Genomic DNA, 16,432 nt, shown 5'->3' with positions numbered 1-16,432 from the left:
TCAGAGGCCTCGGCCTCGCCTCTGTCCACGTCCAGCCAGTCGAGTAATCCGACGAACCGCCGTATACGGACCCGTATGTACGGTGGTGTGGGAGGGGTGGAACCGCGAGGCTCCCCCCTATCCCGATTGTCCTCGGCGGTGCAGATCCTGCGACAGGCCTGGGCCGAGTATCGCAGCACCGGGTCAGACGCCGCCGTCCCGGCCGAGTGACATCATGAAGGGGCCAGGTACCCGGCCTGGCCTTCGTCGTTGCGGGGGCATGCCGCATGCCGACAGCCTTCCTTTTATGCACGTAATAACATAATAATGCACCCAAGCTGCTATTTCAGACCGCTGGGGCACATTCATGGCCAATTACGTTTACGACTCGCCTGACGACCTGCCGCTTCCCGGCGCCGACGCATTGATCCAGCTCGCGGACACGATCGCGGGAAGCACCATCATCGACATGATGCTTGAGAGCGCCACCGGAACGGTGTTCCAGGCGTCGAGCAAGCAGCGTGTTACCGTCGGAAGCAACGGCTCCGTCAAGGGCGACACTTACGGTCTGCACCTCCTGGGGATCGACAGCAGCGTCCTCAATGACGGCGTGATCGGCCAGATCGCCGCCACAGCAAGCGACTTCACGACCGATGTCGGCATCCGCTTTTCCGGCGCCGGACTAGGCTCAGTGACGAACTTCCAGACGATCAAGGGCGCCGTCGGCATCGAGATCGCCGCGACATCAGCCGCGGCCAGGCTGGATCTGCTCAATTCCGGCACGATCGAGACCACAGGTCTCGCTGTGATCGGCGGTCAGGGAGGCGACCGGATCATCAACACAAATGCCCTCAAGACCACCTCCGTCACTCCCGGGGCCGTTGCCCTGGACCTGGGAGCCGGCGATGACCTCTATGATGGCCGGTCGGGAACGGTCGTCGGGATCATCAAACTCGGAGACGACAACGACGTCGCCTATGGCGGTTCCGGCAGCGAGACATTCTCCGGCGGAAAAGGCAGCAACATCATCGACGGTGGAGCGGGCGACGACACCTTTGTCGTCGGGGACGGGTACAACACGATCAATGGCGCCAGCGGCACCGATACGGTCGATTATTCGAACGCGACGTCAGTATCGACGCCGCCAAGCGGCTTCACCATCAATCTCGGGTCCAATTCGGCCTACGGCAACGGGTACGCGGACGCACTCACCAATATCGAAAACGTCATAGGGAGTGCTTATGCGGACACGATCACGGGCGCCTTTCTCTCGAACAACATCAAAGGCGGCTCCGGCGACGATACCCTGGACGGCGGCTCCGGCGATGACACTCTGGACGGCGGCAGCGGCAACAATACCGCAAAGTTTACGGGTTCGACAGCGGCGATCGTGGATCTCTCGAACCTGCAGCCTCACAACACGGGATACGGTAACGACAAGCTGATCGACATCCAGAATCTGGAAGGCGGCTCGGGAGGCGATCAGCTCAAGGGCGACCAGCATGCCAATCGTCTCGACGGCAACAGCGGCAACGATATCCTCACCGGTCAGGCGGGCAACGACACGCTTCAGGGTGAATCGGGCAATGACACGCTCGAAGGCGGCGCGGGCAACGATATGCTCGATGGCGGGAGCGGGGCCGACACGGCGGTCTTCTCCGGTGCACGGGACAATTACATCATCGTGACCGACACCAATGGGGTTACGATCACCGACAAGACCGGGCAGGACGGCACTGACCTTCTTAAGGATATCCGGTTCGCCCAGTTCGGCGATCAGACCGTCGCGCTCGTCAACGGCAATCCGACCAGCATCTCCCCTTCAGGCGCCAGCGTCTCCGAGAGCTCTGTCATCGGCGCCACGGTGGCCACATTGTTCGGTTCCGATCCCGACGGAGACAGTCTGACCTTCAGCCTGATAGCGGATGCTGGAGGCCTCTTCGGCATCAGCGACGGCAAGCTCATTGTCAGGAATGCCCTCAACTACGAAACGGCGACGCAGCATATCGTCACCGTCAAGGCTTCGGATGGCTGGGGCGGAGAGTTCACCAAAAGCCTGACGATCACCGTCAGGAACAACACGGCCGAGACGACACCGATCGTCAAGTCAGGCACGGCGGCCGCGGACCAACTCGTGGGCGAGGCAGGCAACGATCGGTTATTCGGCCTGGACGGTAACGACGCGCTCTTCGGCGAAAATGGCGCTGACACGCTCAACGGGGGCACAGGAAACGATACGCTCTCCGGCGGAATTGACGCCGACACGCTCAATGGGGGAGCAGGAAACGACACCCTTTTCGGCGGGACGGAGAAGGACGTCTTCGTGTTCGATCACAAATTGAGCGTGAAATCCAACCTCGACTATGTGCAGGATTTCCTTCCGAAGGACGATATCATTCATCTGTCGAGAAAAATCTTTTCCAAGATCTCCAAGGGAACCCTGTCGAGCAAGGCGTTCGTCGTCGGCGATCACTTCAAGGACAAGGACGATCGGATCCTGTATCTCAAGAGCGCCGGCGCCCTCTTCTACGATCCGGATGGGTCCGGATCCGCGAAGCCGATTCAGTTCGCCAACATCTCGAAGAAACTTCCGATCACCCACAAGGACTTTCTCATCTTCTGAGGCTTGTCGGACCGAACAAAAAGGCCCGGCTCACGGATGAGCCGAGCTGGAGGCTTCGGCGACCGGCGAGAACGCCGGCCGCTCTTGATCCATCGATCTGACCTTATTTCTTCGCCCGCTCGATCGCCTCGACGATCAGGCGGCGGGCCTCTTCGGCGTCGCCCCAGCGGATGATCTTGGCCCATTTGCCGGGCTCGAGGTCCTTGTAGTGCTCGAAGAAGTGCTCAATCTGCTTGATGGTGATCTCGGGCAGATCCGTATAGGTCGAGACCCGGTCGTAGCGCTGGGTCAGCTTGCTCGACGGAACCGCGATGATCTTCTCGTCCTGGCCGCCGTCGTCCTCCATCACGAGAACGCCGACAGGGCGCACGTTGATGACCGCGCCCGGCGCGATGGCGCGGGTGTTGGCCACCAGCACGTCGCAGGGGTCGCCGTCGCCCGACAGCGTATGAGGAATGAAGCCGTAATTACCCGGATACCGCATCGAGGTGTAGAGGAAGCGGTCGACGAAGAGCGCGCCGGATTCCTTATCCATCTCGTATTTGATGGGCTCGCCGCCGAGCGGCACTTCGATCACGACGTTGACGTCGTCCGGCGGGTTCTTTCCAATCTTGATCGCGTCAAGGCGCATAGAGCTGTTCTCCGGAACGAGGCTTGAAGCATTGTCTCGGGTGAGCCGTCCTGCCATGCAGGGGCGCCTTCACACCGGTGAAAATGCGGCAAAAGCGAGACTTGAGAGCGACTTAGGCCCGATGATCGAGTGGCCGCTCCTGAAGCTTGGACGCTTCACTAACCGGACGAAGCTCCGGCAACAAGGACCGAGAGCCTGATTTTTCGGGCTTTTGACCGAATGAAGGCCGTTTCAGACGTCAGCGGAAGAGATAGGCGACCTTGGCGAGCGGCGTTCCGCCGATGCGCTCCTCGACCCGGGCGATCGTTTGCCCGCCCATGCTCTCGTAGAACGCGCAGGCGCGCTCGTTGTCTGCAAGCGCCCAGACGACGATCCTGTCCATCTCCCGGGCCTTGAGGTCGTTACGTACGGCCTTGAACAGGCGCCGCCCGAAGCCGATGCCCTGGTATTCCGGCAGCAGGTAGAGCTCGTCGATCTCGCCGTTCGCGGGCAGCGACCGGTCGCGGCATCGGCCGTAGGACGCATAGCCGACGGCGCCCTGGCCGATGTCGAGCACCACGAGCGGGCGTCCGCGCGACACGGTGGAGCGCCACCAGCGCGGGCTGCGCCGGGAGAACATCTTTTCCAGGGTCACGCCGGGAATGATGCCGAGATAGGCCTCCCGCCAGGCCGCATCGAAGACCCGCGAGAGGGCCGGGGCGTCACCGGGCTTGGCGTGACGGATACTGACGAGAAGGTCGCTCATGGACACGAAGGCGGGCGAGAGGAAAGTCAGGATGAAGTGTCCGCCCAGCGGGGTTAACGGGCCATTAACGGCGCCGCGCCCACCGGTCGCGGAAGCCTGACTTTATAAGGTTCGCTGGCCGCCAGGGGGCGGGCAAAAGGACGCAAGCGGGCACCTTGGATCGTGTGGCAGCCGGCATGAGGGGTGCTATGTAACGTTACATAGCAAAGGAATGAGGTGTTTGGTAATGGCAGCCCCAGAACAATGGAGCCCGATCTTCGACATTGGATCGTACGGTAACTCTCTCTACCCGATAACCAGCACAGCTGTGTTGAGGGACGGATGGGTTGTCGTTACATGGCTGAATACTACCACTCATCAAACTCAATATCGTGTCCTCAATGCGGATGGCACTGCCTTCACGAGTGAAGTCATTGTCAATTCTTCACAAGAAAAGCCGATAGAACAACCAAATGTCGCGGCTTTACCGAACGGCTTGTTCATGGTTTCTTATGACGACTACCTGACCGGTGGCGAAAGTAACCTCAATTTAAATAAATACGACGTCTTCACGGGAATCTTCGCGTCTAATGCTATCGATCGTAAGAACGGTCCTTTAGCTCCAGTAATCTCGTCATTTAAAGACGGTTCTTTTAATATAAATTACAACTACGGCGTAGATGGAAGTAAATACTATCATGATGCTGCGCCATCGGGTTCCGACACAAACGGTTACGGTCAAATCGACGGCGATTACAAGTTAAAGATTTTTGGAATAGGGAGTGTTTCTGTCGACCAATCAAGCTATGCGCTTCTATTTAAGCAGCAGATAGATGCTCAAAGAGAAAATATCTCTATCAATATCAGAAGCAAGAAGGGCGATCTTATCGCAAATAAGCTGGTAGTGACGGCAAATAACTCTCTCAGTGAATACGCTTCCGTTGCAGCTCTTAGCAACGGCAATTATGCCGTCGTTTACGTTGAGCAAAGCAATCCGCAAACGCTGAAGGCAAAAATCTTCTCAGCAGGCGGAATTCTTCTCACCCCCAATGCAATCGTCCTTTATCAGTCCGACTCTCTCATCTGGGACCCATCAGTACAAAAAACATCCAACGGCGGCTTCGTATTTGCGGTTTGCCGGTCGGCCGGGGTGGTACAACTGGGGACTTTCTCAAGCGAAGGTATCAATCTCTTCCAAATCAACGGAGGAACTTCCGTAAATGAGTCGGAGATCAGCACTCTCAATGACGGGCGATTTGCCGTCACTTGGCGAGCAGATCTGGCGATCAAAGGTCAAATCTTCGATCCCCGCACGGCCCCGGTCGACTGGACAGGCGACGATATCGGGCAGCAATTTGCCGGGACGAAGTTCGGCGACCATCTGCGCGGCGCGGGCGGCAACGATACGCTGTTTGGGTCCGCTGGGGACGACGTTCTGAACGGAGGCGACGGCGGCGACCGGCTCGACGGCGGCGCCGGCTGGGATCTCGCGACCTATATCGACACGCCGGACGCCGTGATCATCGATCTCTCCGACAATTCGAACAATGGCGGCGCGGCCGCCGGCGACGTTCTGATCGGGATCGAAAGCCTCCAGGGCACCAACCAAGGCGACACCCTCACCAGCGTCCTGGGTGCTAACGGAAGCGGGTCGGAACTGCACGGCGCCGGCGGGGGCGATATTCTCAAGGGGCAGAACGGCGGCGACAGGCTTTATGGTGAAGAGGGCGACGACACCCTGGAGGGCGGCGCCGGCAGCGACATCCTCGACGTCGGCAATGGCTGGGATCTTGCCACCTACATCAACGTCGCCGGCCAGGGCGTGACCGTCGATCTCTCGAACAATGCCAACAACGCGGGCGGCGCGCTGGGTGACACGCTGGTCGACATCGAGGTCGTGCAGGGCTCGAACCAGGCCGACACGCTCACCAGCATCGACCGGGGCGGCGGCACCGGGGCCGAGCTGCACGGCGCCGGCGGGGCTGATACCCTCACCGGGAAAGGCGGCGGTGACCGGCTGTTCGGCGAAGCCGGCAACGACATTCTGCGGGGTGGCGCGGGCGGCGACGTGCTCGACGGCGGCGCCGACAGCGACACCGCCGTGTTCTCCGGCCAGCGCAGCGCCTACACCATCACTGACAACCTGGACGGAACCTTCACGGTCACGGGCCTCGACGGCACCGACAGGCTCACGAATATCGAGCTCGTGAAGTTTGACGACGTCACCGAAACACTGACGCCCGGCGCCGAGAACCACGATCCGGATCGTCTCACCTTCCTGGACGACAGCAACGCGGCAAGCGTCGACGCAGACGCCATAACCCCGGTGCTCGGAACGCTGAAGGCGCACGACCCGGATACCGGCCAGACCCTGAGCTATGCGATCGATCTGTCCGACGCGAACCAGGGCAGGTTCACGATCACCAACGGCAACCAGCTGTCGGTCGCCTCGGGCACCCTGGACGCCGGCACCTACACGGTGAAAGTGCGGGTGTCCGACGGCCACGGCGGCGCGCTGGTGAAGGATTTCACCATCGTCAGCAATCCCGTGGTGAACGGCAATCATGCGCCGTCGACCCTGCGCCTCAATGACGCCACGCAGGTCTCGATCAACGAGAATGCCCTGTTCAACGGAACCTTGTCGGCGTCGGACGGGGATGGCGACACCAACCTGACCTGGAGCTTCGACGACAGCGTCGCCGGCCATGCCAACAGCCTGTTCGAGATCGACAATTCGGGTACCGGCAACAAGCTTCTCAAGCTGAAGGCCGGGATCGACTACGAGGCTCTGCCGGCCGGTCAGAAATACGTCACGGTCTACCTGAAAGCCGATGACGGCAAGGCGGGCGGGACCAGCGCCACCCAGGCCTTCACGATCGCCGTCGCCGATCTGGACGAGACCCCGCCGAACCAGGCTCCGACCGGGGTGACGCTGTCCGGGCACGCGGCCAACGAATACGCCATGGCCGGGCGCGAGGTCGGCACCCTGTCGGCCACCGACGCCAACAACGATGTCCTGTCGTATGCGCTTCTCGACGATGCCGGCGGCCGCTTCATGCTCTCCGGCAACCGGATCCTGGTCGCCGACGGCTTCCGCCTCGACTTCGAGCAGGCGCGCTCGCACACGATTTCCGTGCAGGCGTCGGACGGCCGGGGTGGCGTCACGAGTCAGGACTTCACCATCGACGTCGGCAACATCGATCCGGAATTCACGGGTGGCACGGCGCGCAACGACATGTTCTACGGCGGCGTGAAGAACGACGTTCTGCTCGGCAATCTCGGCAACGACCGCCTGTTCGGTGGGGCGGGCAACGACACGCTCAAGGGCGAGGCGGGCAACGACACGCTCGGGGGCGGCGCGGGGCTGGACAAGCTCTACGGCACGAAGGGTGCGACGAGCCGGGACGCGTTCGTCTTCGACACCAAGCTCACCAGCAGGAGCGTGGCCTCCAAGAACAAGGACACGATCGTCGATTTCGGGCCGAAATACGACTCGATCTTCCTCGACGACGCGGCGTTCGGCAACAGGACGATCGCCAACTACCTGAAGGGGAAAGGGGCGGGGCTCGACCATGCCTACAAGATGAAGAGCAGCTTCTTCCGCGTCGGCGACAAGGCGCTCGACCGGGACGACTTCTTCATCGCCAAGAAGGTCAAGCCGACCGAGGTCAAGCTGTACTGGGATGCGGACGGTTCCGGCTCGAAAGCCATGCTGGAAATCGGCACCGTGAAGCTTCAGAAGGGCGAGGGCACCGCGCTCACCTACAAGGACTTCCTCTTCATCTGAACGAAGGAGTTCGCCGCGAACTCATCCTGAGAAGCTGGAAATCCCCCTCCCCCGTCATGGCCGGCCTTGTGCCGGTGATGCCGATGAAGTGAAGCGCCGAGCCTGACAGGATCGGGATGGCCGGCACGAGGCCGGCCATGACGGGGGAGGGTGTCATCCCGGCGGCCACAGGCCGGTGATGACGAAGACGGTGAATGCCCCGCCTCTCGGGACAAGGCAGCGCTTCATCGATCGGCCCGGGGCCTCATGAGAAGACGCGCTCAAAGTGAAGCCCGCCCCTTCGCAGGGGCGGGCTCGTTCGTTTTGGGAGGCTTGCCGTTCTTACGCCGCGAGCTGGCGCAGGACGTAGTGCAGGATGCCGCCGTTGCGGAAGTACTCGACCTCCTCCAGCGTATCGATGCGGCAATGCACCGGCACGCGCTTCACCGAACCGTCGGCGGAGGTGACCTCCATCTCCATGCGCTGGCGCGGCTTCAATTCGCCGGCCAGCCCCTTGATGGTGATGGTCTCGTCGCCCTTGAGGCCGAGGGTCTCCCAGGACGTGCCCTGCTCGAACACGAAGGGAGCGACCCCCATGCCGACCAGGTTCGAGCGGTGGATGCGCTCGAAGCTCTCGGCGATGACGGCGCGCACGCCGAGCAGGTTCGTGCCCTTGGCCGCCCAGTCGCGGGACGAGCCGGTGCCGTATTCCTTGCCGGCGAACACAATGAGCGGAACGCCTTCGGCCTTGTAGCGCATGGCGGCGTCGTAGATGAACATCCGCTCGCCGGAGGGGTGGTGGATGGTGTAGCCGCCCTCGACCACATGGCCGCTCTCGTCCTTCACCATCTGGTTCTTGATGCGGATGTTGGCGAAGGTGCCGCGCATCATGACCTCGTGGTTTCCGCGACGGGTGCCGTACTGGTTGAAGTCGGCGACGCGCACCTGGTGCGACTGCAGGTATTCACCGGCCGGCGAGGCGGCGCGGATGTTGCCTGCGGGGGAGATGTGGTCAGTGGTGATCGAGTCCTGGAAGAGGCCCAGAATCCGTGCGTTCAGGATGTCCGTGACGGGCTTGGGCTCCTTGGTCATGCCCTCGAAGTAAGGCGGGTTCTGCACATAGGTCGAACCCATGTCCCACTCGTAGGTGAGCCCCGGCTCGAAGGTGACCTTCTTCCAGTTGGCGTCGCCCGAGAACACGTCGGCGTAGCGGGTCTTGAACAGCTCGCTGGTGATCGTGCGGTCGATGAACTCCTGCACTTCCACGGACGACGGCCAGATGTCCTTGAGGTACACCGGCTTTCCGTCCGAGCCCGTGCCCAGCGGATCGTTGACGAGATCCACCAGCATGGAACCGGCGAGCGCATAGGCCACCACCAGCGGCGGCGAGGCGAGGTAGTTCGCGCGCACGTCCGGGTTCACGCGGCCTTCGAAGTTGCGGTTGCCCGAGAGCACCGACACGGCCACGAGGTCGTTGTCGTTGATCGCCTTCGAGATGTTTTCCGGCAGCGGGCCCGAGTTGCCGATGCAGGTGGTGCAGCCGAAGCCCACGAGGTTGAAGCCGAGCGCATCCAGGTCGCCCTGGAGGCCGGCCTTCCTGAAATATTCCTCGACGATCTGCGATCCCGGCGCGAGCGAGGTCTTCACCCACGGCTTGGAGGTCAGGCCCTTCTTGACCGCGTTGCGGGCGAGCAGGCCGGCGCCGATCATCACGCTCGGGTTCGAGGTGTTGGTGCAGGAGGTGATCGCCGCGATCACCACGTCCCCGTGGCCGAGATCGTAATTGGCGCCGTCCACCTTCACGCGCTTGGCCGTTTCGCCGGCCTTGCGGAACTCCTTCTCCATGGCGCCGAGGAACTCGGGCTTGGCAGTGTCGAGAGTCACGCGATCCTGCGGGCGCTTCGGACCGGCGAGGGAGGGAACCACGTCGTTAAGGTTGAGCTCGAGGGTGTCCGTGAAGACCGGGTCCGCCATGTCGGGAGTCAGCCACATGCCCTGCGCCTTGGCATAGGCCTCGACGAGGGCGACGCGCTCGTTGGTGCGGCTCGTGGTGCGCAGGTAATCGATGGTCTTGGCATCGACGGGGAAGAAGCCGCAGGTGGCGCCGTATTCGGGAGCCATGTTGCCGATGGTGGCACGGTCCGCGACCGACATGTCGGTGAGGCCGGGGCCGTAGAATTCCACGAACTTGCCGACCACGCCCTTCTTGCGCAGCATCTGGGTGACGGTGAGCACGAGGTCGGTGGCGGTCACGCCCTCACGGAGCTTGCCGGTGAGCTTGAAGCCGATCACCTCGGGGATGAGCATGGAGACCGGCTGGCCGAGCATGGCGGCCTCCGCCTCGATGCCGCCCACACCCCAGCCGAGAACGGCGAGGCCGTTGACCATGGTGGTGTGCGAATCGGTGCCGACCAGGGTGTCGGGATAAGCGGTCTCTTCGCCGGTCGCCGTGTCCTTGCGGGTCCAGACGGTCTGGGACAGGAACTCCAGGTTCACCTGGTGGCAGATGCCGGTGCCGGGGGGCACGACGGAGAAGTTCTCGAAGGCGGTCTGGCCCCACTTGAGGAAGCGGTAGCGCTCGCCGTTGCGCTGGTATTCCAGCTCCACGTTGCGATCGAAGGCCTTCGGGGTGCCGAACTCGTCGACGATCACCGAATGGTCGATGACGAGGTCGACGGGCACGAGCGGGTTGATCTTGCGCGGGTCGCCGCCGAGGTTCTTCATGGCGTCGCGCATGGCGGCCAGATCCACCACGGCCGGAACGCCGGTGAAGTCCTGCATCAGGACGCGGGCGGGACGATAGGCGATCTCCTTCTCGTCCTTGCCCTTGTTGTTGAGCCAGGCGGCCATGGCCTCGATATCGGCCTTGGTGACCGTGCGGCCGTCCTCGTAGCGCAGAAGGTTCTCGAGCAGCACCTTCATGGAGAAGGGCAGCTTCGAGGCGCCGGTGAGACCGTTCTTCTCGGCCTCGACGAGGGAGTAATAGGTGTAGGACTTGTCACCGACCTGAAGGGTCTGGCGGGCATTGAAGCTATTGTTGAGCGTCACGGCGAATCCTCGCGTGCATTTGGGTTACGAACATTGTGTTCGGCCGAAAGCGCGATATGCGCGCGCCGCTCCGGGGGCGCCCGGACAGGGGAGTAAGCGCGCGAGGCGGATTGGACGCCTTGGCGCGCGGCGCAGCCAGGGGTGCTATAGATCATTTCGAACCATCCCGCTACACGGTTTAGAACCATTCTGGGGTGCAATCAGGGCAGGGGTGCAGGGTTTGCGTCTGAGCGTTAACAATTTGGCCTGCGAGCGAGGGGAGCGCCGGATCTTCGAAGGCGTTTCGTTTACCCTGCAGGCCGGCGAGGCCCTGGTGATCACCGGCCGCAACGGCGCCGGCAAGTCCTCTCTCCTCGACATCCTGGCCGGCCGGCTGCACCCCGCAGACGGCATGATTCTCTTCAGCGACGCCGGCGAGCGAACCCTCGCCGAATGTCTGCATTATGTGGGTCATCGCGATGGCCTGAAGGCGGCGCTCACGGCGGGAGAGAACCTGACCTTTGCCCGCGATTTCCTCGGCAACCCGGATTTGTCGCCGAGGGAGGCCCTTGAAGCGGTCGGACTGGCCCACGCGGCCCGGCTGCCGGTCGCCTATCTCTCGGCCGGGCAGCGCCGCCGGGTCGCGCTCGCCCGTCTGCTAGTGGCCAAACGGCCGCTCTGGCTTCTGGATGAGCCGACCTCGGCCCTCGATACCGCCTCTCAGGAGACCTTGCGCCTCCTGCTCGAGAGCCATCGGGAGAACGGCGGCATGATCGCGGCCACGACCCATTCGCCGCTCTTCCTGACGGACGCGAAGGAGATCCGGATCGAGCGGAGCCTCTCTCCCGCAGCCCTCGCGGGAGAGGGAGCATGATTCGCTCCTTCCGCGCGGTCCTGATCCGCGACCTGAAGCTCGCCGCCCGCGTCGGCGGCTCGGGCGTCATGGGGCTCATCTTCTTCCTGATGATCGTGACGCTCATTCCCTTCGCGCTCGGGCCCGACCTCAACCTGCTCTCGCGCATCGGCCCGGCGATCCTTTGGATCGCCGCGTTGCTCGCCACGCTCATCGGTCTCGACCGGCTGTTCCAGGCCGATCAGGAGGATGGGTCCCTCGATCTTCTGCGCCTGTCGCCCGCGCCCCTGGAGATCGTCGTGCTGGCGAAGGTGGTGGCCTATTGGCTGGTCACCGGCCTGCCGCTCGCCGTCGCGGCGCCCTTCCTCGGCCTGCTCGTCGCCCTCTCGCCGGAAGGCATGCTCGCCATGGTGGCGACCCTTCTGGTCGGCACGCCCGCGCTCACCTTCATCGGGGCGGTGGGCGCAGCGCTTACCTCCTCTTTACGGCGCGGCGGGCTGATCCTGGCGATCCTCGTCCTGCCTTTCATGATCCCGACCCTGATCTTCGGCGTCTCGGCGGCCAATGCGGCTCTCGGCGGCACGATCCCGTTCGCAACGCCGTTCCTGATCCTGGTCGCCCTGTCGCTGATCGCCGCGGTGGTCGGGACCGTCGGGGCCGCCGCCGCCCTGCGGTCGGGGGAATAGCCGATGACCGAGCGCCTCGTCCTGCGCATGCGCCGCTCCCTGGCCGAGCCCGTCCCGCAGACTGCATGGCCGGTGGGAACTGGACTGATCCCATTCGCGCCGGACCTGCATGCGGGGCAAGTCCATGCGCTCCTTGGGAAGGCTTACGCGCAGGGCGGCGGCTATGTGGAGCCCTTCGCGATCTGGTGGCCGAGCCTGCGGGATGATTCGGAGTATGATCCGACGCTCTGCTTCATCTCGGCGGATGAGCAAGGTGAGATTCTGGGGGTGGCGCAGTGCTGGACGAGCGCCTTTATCAAGGATCTGGCGGTCGCTCCGGCGATGCGTCGGCAGGGACTGGGCTCGGCCCTGCTGTGCCACGTGCTCCGTGCCTTTTCGGAAAGAGGGGCCTTTTTCGTCGACCTGAAGGTTGATACCGGCAATCCATCCGGAGCGCTGCGGCTCTATCGCTCGCTGGGCTTCGACGAGATCGAGTCCTATCCGACTGGCTAGAAGCGGACGAAAGCTTGCGTCGCCCTGATCCTCTGACTAGAGTCAGATAATGAACGAGCGCCAGATCCAGCAGGTTCGCCGCTTCAACCGCGTCGTCACGCAGCATGTGGGCGCGCTGGAGGACAGTTATCTTCGGCGCGGTCGCCCCCTGGGCGAAGCGCGGCTCCTGCACGAGATCGGACCGGACGGTATTGATGTGCGGGCCCTGCGCGACAGGCTCAAGCTCGATTCAGGCTATGTCAGCCGCCTGCTGCGTTCGCTGGAAGCCCAAGGTCTTGTGAAGACCCACCGCCGGACGGGCGATGCACGGGTCCGGCGCGTCGTCCTGACACCGAAGGGGCGTACGGAACGTGCGACTTACGATTCGTTGTCGGACGATCTCGCAGCCTCGTTCCTCTCACCCCTCGACCCGGTTCAGCGCGACCGTCTGGTGAACGCCATGGCGGATGTCGAGCGGTTGCTGCGTGCAGGCGCGGTGGAGCTGCGCCTCGAGAGGCCGGACAGCGCCGCGGCGCGCTCATGTCTGGAGCAGTATTTCAGGGAGCTTGCCGAGCGTTTCGAGATCGGCTTTGACCCTGCCAGAAGCAACCCGGCCACCATCGAGGAAATGACGCCGCCGGCAGGCTTTTTCATCGTTGCCTGGCTCGACGGCCATCCCGTGGGGTGCGGAGCGCTCAAAGCGGGGGACGGCATCACGGGCGAGATCAAGCGGATGTGGACGTCGCCCTCCGCACGCCGTCTCGGGATTGCGCGAAAGATGTTGCGCTCGCTCGAGGAAAAGGCGCGCGACGCCGGTCTTGAGTGGCTGCACCTGGAGACCAACCGCACCCTGACGGAGGCTCAGGCGCTCTATCGCCAGGAAGGCTATCGGGAAGTCACCCCCTTCAACAGCGAGCCTTATGCGCATCACTGGTTCGAGAAGCGGCTGGGATCGAACTCTCTATGACAGGCCGAACGCCGCTTCGAATCCCTCCACGCCCTCGCAGGTGAAAGTGAGAACGCGGCCCGCATCGCGCCGGACCCATTTCCTGTCGATCATCGTGGAAAGAATCCCGGCACCCAATGCGCCGCCGAGATGGCTGTGCCGCTCGCTCCAGTCGAGACAGGCCCGGCAGACCGGGCGGCGGCCCTTTTCCAACCTGGACAGATCGATCCCGAAATCGGCGAAGAAGACGCGGCCCTTGTCGGTGAGGGCAAGATCGTGCCCGCCTTCGATGAGGCCCCGGCGCAGGGCTCCGTTCAGCATCGCGACGCCGCGCTCTCCGGCGAGATGATCGTAGCAGACACGGGCGGATCTGAGCGCGGCATCCTTCGGGCCGGTCCTGACGCGGGTCGCCCCGGTGCGCTGGGCGAGGCCCATCAGGGCCTCCAGAACCTGGGCCACGTCCGGTCCCGAGAGCCGGAAATAGCGATGCCGTCCTTGCTTCTCCGCGGTCAGCAGGTTGGCGGCATCGAGCTTGGACAGATGACCGCTTGCGGTCTGAATCGTGACGCCCGCGGCTTCCGCGAGCTCGCTCACGGTGAGCGCTCGCCCATCCATGAGGGCGGTGAGGATATTGGCCCGGGCCGGATCGCCCAGGAGGGCAGCCACGGACGCGATGACGGGACCATCTTTCATAGTTCGATCATAGCCGAACCATCGACGTCCGGCAATGTGCTAAGACGGGGATGCGTTCCAGCAGACAGGATGTGTTGAGATGATCACCTGCTTCATTCGCTATGAGATCGATCCCTTCAAAGTGGAGGCTTTCAACGAGTATGCCCGCAACTGGGGGCAAGCCATTCCCCGTTGCGGCGCCGATCTCATCGGCTATTACGCGCCGCACGAGGGCTCCGCCACGACGGCCTACGGGCTCTACAACATCAGGAACCTCGCCGAATACGAGGCCTATCGCGAGCGCCTGCGCGGCGATTCCGCAGGGCGCACCAATTACGAATTCGCTAAAAAGGAGCAGTTCATCCGCCGGGAAGACCGGATCTTCCTGCGGCTGGTCTCGGCCCCACATGCGGAGCTCTTGAAACCATGATCGCTGTGATCTTTGAGGTGTGGCCGGACGGGGATGGCGGAAAGCGGGATTATCTGGGTCTTGCCGCCGCGCTCCGCTCCGACCTCACGGCCATGGACGGCTTCATCTCCGTCGAGCGCTTCCAGAGCCTCACCGAACCCGGGAAGCTCCTGTCCCTGTCGTTCTGGCGCGACGAGGAGGCGGTGCAGGCCTGGCGCAACCTGCCCTCCCATCGCGCGACCCAAGGGGCCGGCCGCACCGGCGTCTTCCGCGATTACCGCCTGCGGGTCGCGGCCGTGATCCGCGACTACGGCTTGAACGAGCGCGAGCAGGCGCCCGCGGACAGTCGGCAGGCGCATGAAGACATCACGGCCGGAGGCTGATTCCGAAAGCCTGCTCGATGGCGGGCTTTCCATCGCGCTCGACCTGGTAGATGGCGCGATAGAGGCCGGGGCGGAAACCGCCCTGAGGCTGCTTCACGCCGGCAAAGGCCATCCACTGCGCCTTGGCGCGGTCGAGGGGCGGGGCCTTATTCTGGGCGAGCGGCTTGCCGTCGGGGTCGAACAGGGTGAGCGTCTGAACGTCGCCGCCCTTCAGGCCGATCGCGCGGACATAGGCCACGAGCGCGGGAGACTTGGTCGTGGGCGGATCCTGCTCGGCCGCGCCGGATTCGATCGCCTCCATCGTCACGGGACCGGGGGCGAAGCCCTTGTTGAGGACGCTGCCGCCCTGATAGGCGAGCGCCCGCTGCAGCGAGGCTTCCCATAACGACGTGCCGCCGCCGCAGGATTTTTCCGGTGCGCCATAGGCAAAGGGATCGACCGGCTTGCCGTCCTTGATCAGCGTGAAGTGAAGATGCGGAAACTCGGTCAGCCCGGACAGGCCGATCTGCCCAATCTTGTCGCCGGCCTTCACCTCGCGGCCGGAGCGCACCGTGAGGCTGCCTTTGGCCATGTGGCAATAGGCGGTGCGCCAGCCATTGCCGTGATCGATCACCACGGCATTGCCGCAGCCGATCTGGCTGATCCGCTCGCGGTCCTCTTCCTTGACGAAGGCGTCCGGGACGCCCTCGCGGGTGCTCGCGACCTTGCCGTCGGCCGCAGCGACCACGTCGACGCCGGCCTTCTGCACCGCCATGTTCGGCACGCGAATGTCGGTACCGTCATGGGTGTCGTAGGTGAGGGTGCCGCATTGGTAATCGCTGGCGCCGGGCGTCGGATCGCGGTCAACGTAATGCTGGATGAAGCAGCTGCGACCGATCTCGCAGGCGACAGGCAGGCGCAAGGTGATGTCTTGCGCGGCTGCGGGAAGAGCGAACGTAAGGCCGAAGAGGCTCAAGAATCCAAGGCGCATGATCGCTCCGCAACAATGATGCGGATTATAGGCTGGTTCTTGGGGCGGATGAAGGGCAATTGGCTTGATGTCATTCCCGGCCGGAGCGTCAGCGGAGGGGAAGGGAATCCATAGCTCTGCGCCTGACCGTGGATCCCCTTCCCGGCCTGCGGCCGCCGAGGATGACATCCACCGCGTCACGGCCTGCCTGTCCCGGCCATTCCGATAAGGTAAGGCTCTGCGTTTCAATTCCTCGGGATCACCGGCACAAGGCCGGTGATGACGTGAGTGTGGGCTGGATCTCAGAGACACT

At 63.3% G+C, this 16,432-nt stretch carries 14 protein-coding genes and 1 pseudogene; 9 read left to right on the top strand and 6 right to left on the bottom strand.

Annotation, left to right across the window (positions count from 1 at the left end; translation table 11 throughout):
• Together FS320_RS47165 and FS320_RS49680 are read left to right on the top strand one after the other, a co-directional pair.
• Positions 1-210, top strand: a pseudogene (locus FS320_RS47165) (hypothetical protein); the annotation flags it as partial.
• Positions 211-346: 136 nt separating this feature from the next.
• Entirely contained in the window at positions 347-2,602 is a 2,256-nt protein-coding gene (locus FS320_RS49680; protein ID WP_152709769.1) for a hypothetical protein, read from the top strand.
• Between the two features lie 103 nt (positions 2,603-2,705).
• Here FS320_RS49680 and ppa read toward each other — a convergent pair whose 3' ends face one another.
• Both ppa and FS320_RS04670 read right to left on the bottom strand, forming a co-directional pair.
• The gene (gene ppa / locus FS320_RS04675; RefSeq protein WP_152709767.1) at positions 2,706-3,233 is read right to left on the bottom strand and encodes an inorganic diphosphatase; all 528 of its coding nucleotides are present in this window, start codon (positions 3,231-3,233) and stop codon (positions 2,706-2,708) included.
• A gap of 238 nt (positions 3,234-3,471) precedes the next feature.
• Positions 3,472-3,978 carry a GNAT family N-acetyltransferase gene (locus FS320_RS04670; protein WP_152709765.1) on the bottom strand — a complete coding sequence of 169 codons (507 nt, stop codon included), beginning with the start codon at positions 3,976-3,978 and terminating at the stop codon, positions 3,472-3,474.
• Between the two features lie 226 nt (positions 3,979-4,204).
• On the opposite strand from FS320_RS04670, the gene FS320_RS04665 reads away from it, so the two are divergent.
• Complete coding sequence (locus tag FS320_RS04665; protein WP_162002828.1) at positions 4,205-7,744, top strand: calcium-binding protein; 3,540 nt, start codon at positions 4,205-4,207, stop codon at positions 7,742-7,744.
• On the opposite strand, the gene FS320_RS45060 is transcribed toward FS320_RS04665, so the two are convergent.
• Together FS320_RS45060 and acnA are read right to left on the bottom strand one after the other, a co-directional pair.
• Complete coding sequence (locus FS320_RS45060; protein ID WP_153885285.1) at positions 7,737-7,901, bottom strand: hypothetical protein; 165 nt, start codon at positions 7,899-7,901, stop codon at positions 7,737-7,739. The two genes, FS320_RS04665 and FS320_RS45060, sit on opposite strands and share 8 nt — an antisense overlap.
• A 164-nt stretch (positions 7,902-8,065) precedes the next feature.
• Positions 8,066-10,771: an aconitate hydratase AcnA gene (gene acnA / locus FS320_RS04660; protein WP_162002827.1), complete on the bottom strand. Its 2,706-nt coding sequence runs from the start codon at positions 10,769-10,771 to the stop codon at positions 8,066-8,068.
• A 220-nt stretch (positions 10,772-10,991) separates the two neighbouring features.
• Between acnA and ccmA the strand changes: the two genes are divergently transcribed.
• From ccmA to FS320_RS04640, 4 genes are read left to right on the top strand one after another with little or no spacing between them, the layout of a single operon-like run.
• Entirely contained in the window at positions 10,992-11,624 is a 633-nt protein-coding gene (gene ccmA, locus FS320_RS04655) for a heme ABC exporter ATP-binding protein CcmA (RefSeq protein WP_152709761.1), read from the top strand.
• A complete protein-coding gene (gene ccmB / locus FS320_RS04650) occupies positions 11,621-12,289 on the top strand; it encodes a heme exporter protein CcmB (protein ID WP_152709759.1) in 669 nt (222 codons plus the stop codon). The genes ccmA and ccmB overlap by 4 nt, the downstream gene beginning before the upstream one ends.
• A 3-nt stretch (positions 12,290-12,292) precedes the next feature.
• Positions 12,293-12,781, top strand: coding sequence for a GNAT family N-acetyltransferase (locus FS320_RS04645; RefSeq protein WP_244626972.1), 489 nt, complete (start codon positions 12,293-12,295; stop codon positions 12,779-12,781).
• Positions 12,782-12,830: 49 nt separating this feature from the next.
• On the top strand, positions 12,831-13,727 hold the full coding sequence (locus tag FS320_RS04640) for a bifunctional helix-turn-helix transcriptional regulator/GNAT family N-acetyltransferase (RefSeq protein ID WP_152709756.1): 897 nt from the start codon (positions 12,831-12,833) through the stop codon (positions 13,725-13,727).
• On the opposite strand, the gene FS320_RS04635 is transcribed toward FS320_RS04640, so the two are convergent.
• On the bottom strand, positions 13,722-14,399 hold the full coding sequence (locus FS320_RS04635) for an ArsR/SmtB family transcription factor (protein ID WP_152709754.1): 678 nt from the start codon (positions 14,397-14,399) through the stop codon (positions 13,722-13,724). The genes FS320_RS04640 and FS320_RS04635 overlap by 6 nt on opposite strands.
• A 79-nt stretch (positions 14,400-14,478) precedes the next feature.
• Here FS320_RS04635 and FS320_RS04630 point away from each other — a divergent pair, with 79 nt between their 5' ends.
• A complete protein-coding gene (locus FS320_RS04630) occupies positions 14,479-14,808 on the top strand; it encodes an NIPSNAP family protein (protein WP_152709752.1) in 330 nt (109 codons plus the stop codon).
• The gene (locus tag FS320_RS04625; protein WP_152709749.1) at positions 14,805-15,170 is read left to right on the top strand and encodes an antibiotic biosynthesis monooxygenase family protein; all 366 of its coding nucleotides are present in this window, start codon (positions 14,805-14,807) and stop codon (positions 15,168-15,170) included. The genes FS320_RS04630 and FS320_RS04625 overlap by 4 nt, the downstream gene beginning before the upstream one ends.
• Here the strand turns inward: FS320_RS04625 and FS320_RS04620 are convergent.
• A complete protein-coding gene (locus tag FS320_RS04620) occupies positions 15,154-16,140 on the bottom strand; it encodes a M23 family metallopeptidase (protein WP_152709747.1) in 987 nt (328 codons plus the stop codon). The genes FS320_RS04625 and FS320_RS04620 overlap by 17 nt on opposite strands.
• Positions 16,141-16,432: the final 292 nt, after the last annotated feature.

This window comes from Microvirga tunisiensis (assembly GCF_009296175.1).
Lineage (GTDB): Bacteria > Pseudomonadota > Alphaproteobacteria > Rhizobiales > Beijerinckiaceae > Microvirga > Microvirga tunisiensis.
Note: the sequence above shows the minus strand (reverse complement) of the source record. Positions and strands in the feature narration are given on the sequence as shown.